At 55.7% G+C, this 4,230-nt stretch carries 2 rRNA genes; both read left to right on the top strand.

Annotated features, from left to right (window positions below):
- Positions 1-1,181, top strand: a 16S ribosomal RNA gene (locus ACIRS4_RS36115); the annotation flags it as partial.
- Positions 1,182-1,512: 331 nt separating this feature from the next.
- Positions 1,513-4,230, top strand: a 23S ribosomal RNA gene (locus ACIRS4_RS36110); the annotation flags it as partial.

The raw sequence follows: 4,230 nt of genomic DNA, 5'->3' as shown, positions 1-4,230 counted from the left end.
CGGGAGGCAGCAGTGGGGAATATTGCACAATGGGCGAAAGCCTGATGCAGCGACGCCGCGTGAGGGATGACGGCCTTCGGGTTGTAAACCTCTTTTGACAGGGACGAAGCGCAAGTGACGGTACCTGTAGAAGAAGCACCGGCCAACTACGTGCCAGCAGCCGCGGTAATACGTAGGGTGCGAGCGTTGTCCGGAATTACTGGGCGTAAAGAGCTTGTAGGCGGTCTGTCACGTCGATTGTGAAAACTTGCAGCTCAACTGCAAGCTTGCAGTCGATACGGGCAGACTAGAGTACTTCAGGGGAGACTGGAATTCCTGGTGTAGCGGTGAAATGCGCAGATATCAGGAGGAACACCGGTGGCGAAGGCGGGTCTCTGGGAAGTAACTGACGCTGAGAAGCGAAAGCGTGGGTAGCGAACAGGATTAGATACCCTGGTAGTCCACGCCGTAAACGGTGGGTACTAGGTGTGGGTTTCCTTCCACGGGATCCGTGCCGTAGCTAACGCATTAAGTACCCCGCCTGGGGAGTACGGCCGCAAGGCTAAAACTCAAAGGAATTGACGGGGGCCCGCACAAGCGGCGGAGCATGTGGATTAATTCGATGCAACGCGAAGAACCTTACCTGGGTTTGACATACACCGGAAAGCCATAGAGATATGGCCCCCCTTGTGGTCGGTGTACAGGTGGTGCATGGCTGTCGTCAGCTCGTGTCGTGAGATGTTGGGTTAAGTCCCGCAACGAGCGCAACCCTTATCTTATGTTGCCAGCGCGTAATGGCGGGGACTCGTGAGAGACTGCCGGGGTCAACTCGGAGGAAGGTGGGGACGACGTCAAGTCATCATGCCCCTTATGTCCAGGGCTTCACACATGCTACAATGGCCGGTACAGAGGGCTGCGATACCGCGAGGTGGAGCGAATCCCTTAAAGCCGGTCTCAGTTCGGATCGGGGTCTGCAACTCGACCCCGTGAAGTTGGAGTCGCTAGTAATCGCAGATCAGCAACGCTGCGGTGAATACGTTCCCGGGCCTTGTACACACCGCCCGTCACGTCATGAAAGTCGGTAACACCCGAAGCCAGTGGCCTAACCCTTGTGGAGGGAGCTGTCGAAGGTGGGATTGGCGATTGGGACGAAGTCGTAACAAGGTAGCCGTACCGGAAGGTGCGGCTGGATCACCTCCTTTCTAAGGAGCACTTCTCCACGACGCTTCACACAGGTGAAAGTGGTTGTGGCAGAGACCGTTTGAGTCCTCATCTGAAGGACCGCGGACGCTCATGGGTGGAACACTGACAACCTTCATCGCACCTACGGTGACCCCATGTGGTTGCCGGCGGTGAATATACCGACACACTATTGGGTCCTGAAAGAACACGCGAAAGCGATTCTTTCTAGGAAATCAGACGATCCGCTCGGATCTTCGTAAATACCGCGCAGCGTGCTGTGGCTGGTTTCGAAATTCAGGTTTGAGTGGGTGTGTTGTTTGAGAACTGCACAGTGGACGCGAGCATCTTTGTTAGTAAGTGTGTAAGAGCGTACGGTGGATGCCTTGGCACCAGGAGCCGATGAAGGACGTAGTAGGCTGCGATAAGCCTCGGGGAGCTGTCAAACGAGCTGAGATCCGAGGATTTCCGAATGGGGAAACCCAGCACGAGTGATGTCGTGTTACCCGCGCCTGAATATATAGGGCGTGTGGAGGGAACGTGGGGAAGTGAAACATCTCAGTACCCACAGGAAGAGAAAACAACAGTGATTCCGTGAGTAGTGGCGAGCGAAAGCGGAAGAGGCTAAACCGTGTGGATGTGATAGCCGGCAGGCGTTGTCCATGCGGGGTAGTGGGACCTACTTTCTTGTTTCTGCCGAAACAAGCAACAGTAAGAAACCAGAGCGTTAGTCGAATTGGTCTGGGATGGCCAACCGTAGAGGGTGAGAGTCCTGTAGACGAAAACGATCTGGCTGTTGTAGTAGGCACCCGAGTAGCAGCGGGCCCGTGAAATCTGCTGTGAATCTGTCGGGACCACCCGATAAGCCTGAATACTACCTGGTGACCGATAGCGGACTAGTACCGTGAGGGAAAGGTGAAAAGTACCCCGGGAGGGGAGTGAAATAGTACCTGAAACCGTGCGCTTACAATCCGTCAGAGCTGTAATAGGTGATGGCGTGCCTTTTGAAGAATGAGCCTGCGAGTCATCGGTGTGTGGCAAGGTTAACCCGTGTGGGGGAGCCGTAGCGAAAGCGAGTCCGAATAGGGCGCCCTGAGTCGCACACTATGGACCCGAAGCGGAGTGATCTACCCATGGCCAGGGTGAAGCGACGGTAAGACGTCGTGGAGGCCCGAACCCACTTAGGTTGAAAACTGAGGGGATGAGCTGTGGGTAGGGGTGAAAGGCCAATCAAACTCCGTGATAGCTGGTTCTCCCCGAAATGCATTTAGGTGCAGCGTCGCGTGTTTCTCACCGGAGGTAGAGCTACTGGATGGCCTAGGGGGCCCACAAGCTTACCGAAGTCAGCCAAACTCCGAATGCCGGTGAGTGAGAGCGCGGCAGTGAGACTGTGGGGGATAAGCTTCATAGTCGAGAGGGAAACAGCCCAGATCGCCGGCTAAGGCCCCTAAGCGTGTACTAAGTGGAAAAGGATGTGGAGTCGCGAAGACAACCAGGAGGTTGGCTTAGAAGCAGCCACCCTTGAAAGAGTGCGTAATAGCTCACTGGTCAAGTGATTCTGCGCCGACAATGTAGCGGGGCTCAAGTACACCGCCGAAGCCGCGGCATTCAGACATTATCCCGCCTTCGGGCCAGGAGTCTGGATGGGTAGGGGAGCGTCGTATGGCCAGGGAAGCGGCGGAGTGATCCAGCCGTGGAGGCCATGCGAGTGAGAATGCAGGCATGAGTAGCGAAAGACGAGTGAGAAACTCGTCCGCCGAATGACCAAGGGTTCCTGGGCCAGGTTAATCCGCCCAGGGTGAGTCGGGACCTAAGGCGAGGCCGACAGGCGTAGTCGATGGACAACGGGTTGATATTCCCGTACCCGTGTATCCGCGCCAAATATCGAATCAGTTGTGCTAAGTGCCCAAATGCGGTCTTATCGAGCCTTCGGGCGAGAGGGAACGCGGCTGCGCATGACCCTGGCTGTAGTAGGTAAGCGATGGGGTGACGCAGGAAGGTAGCTGGGCCAGGTGATGGAATACCTGGTGTAAGCGTGTAGGCCGGGATATAGGCAAATCCGTATCCCATGAGGCTGAGACGTGATGCGTAGCCGATTGAGGCGAATTCAGTGATCCTATGCTGCCGAGAAAAGCCTCTAGTGAGTTGGTACACGGCCCGTACCCCAAACCGACACAGGTGGTCAGGTAGAGAATACTAAGGCGATCGAGATAACTGTGGTTAAGGAACTCGGCAAAATGCCCCCGTAACTTCGGGAGAAGGGGGACCACGCCTGGTGAAAGGATTTACTCCTGGAGCTGGGTGGGGTCGCAGAGACCAGTGAGAAGCGACTGTTTACTAAAAACACAGGTCCGTGCGAAGTCGTAAGACGATGTATACGGACTGACGCCTGCCCGGTGCCGGAAGGTTAAGAGGACCGGTTAGCTCTTCGGAGCGAAGCTGAGAATTTAAGCCCCGGTAAACGGCGGTGGTAACTATAACCATCCTAAGGTAGCGAAATTCCTTGTCGGGTAAGTTCCGACCTGCACGAATGGCGTAACGACTTCTCAGCTGTCTCAACCACAGACTCGGCGAAATTGCAGTACGAGTAAAGATGCTCGTTACGCGCGGCAGGACGAAAAGACCCCGGGACCTTCACTATAGCTTGGTATTGGTGTTCGGTACGGTTTGTGTAGGATAGGTGGGAGACTGTGAAGCGGGCACGCCAGTGTTCGTGGAGTCATCGTTGAAATACCACTCTGATCGTATTGGACCTCTAACCTCGGACCCTGATCGGGTTCAGGGACAGTGCCTGGTGGGTAGTTTAACTGGGGCGGTTGCCTCCCAAAATGTAACGGAGGCGCCCAAAGGTTCCCTCAGCCTGGTTGGCAATCAGGTGTTGAGTGCAAGTGCACAAGGGAGCTTGACTGTGAGACCGACAGGTCGAGCAGGGACGAAAGTCGGGACTAGTGATCCGGCACCGGCAAGTGGAAGCGGTGTCGCTCAACGGATAAAAGGTACCCCGGGGATAACAGGCTGATCTTCCCCAAGAGTCCATATCGACGGGATGGTTTGGCACCTCGATGTCGGCTC

Source organism: Streptomyces sp. NPDC101166, assembly GCF_044768125.1.
GTDB lineage: Bacteria > Actinomycetota > Actinomycetes > Streptomycetales > Streptomycetaceae > Streptomyces.
This window is presented reverse-complemented; position numbering and strand designations above follow the sequence as displayed.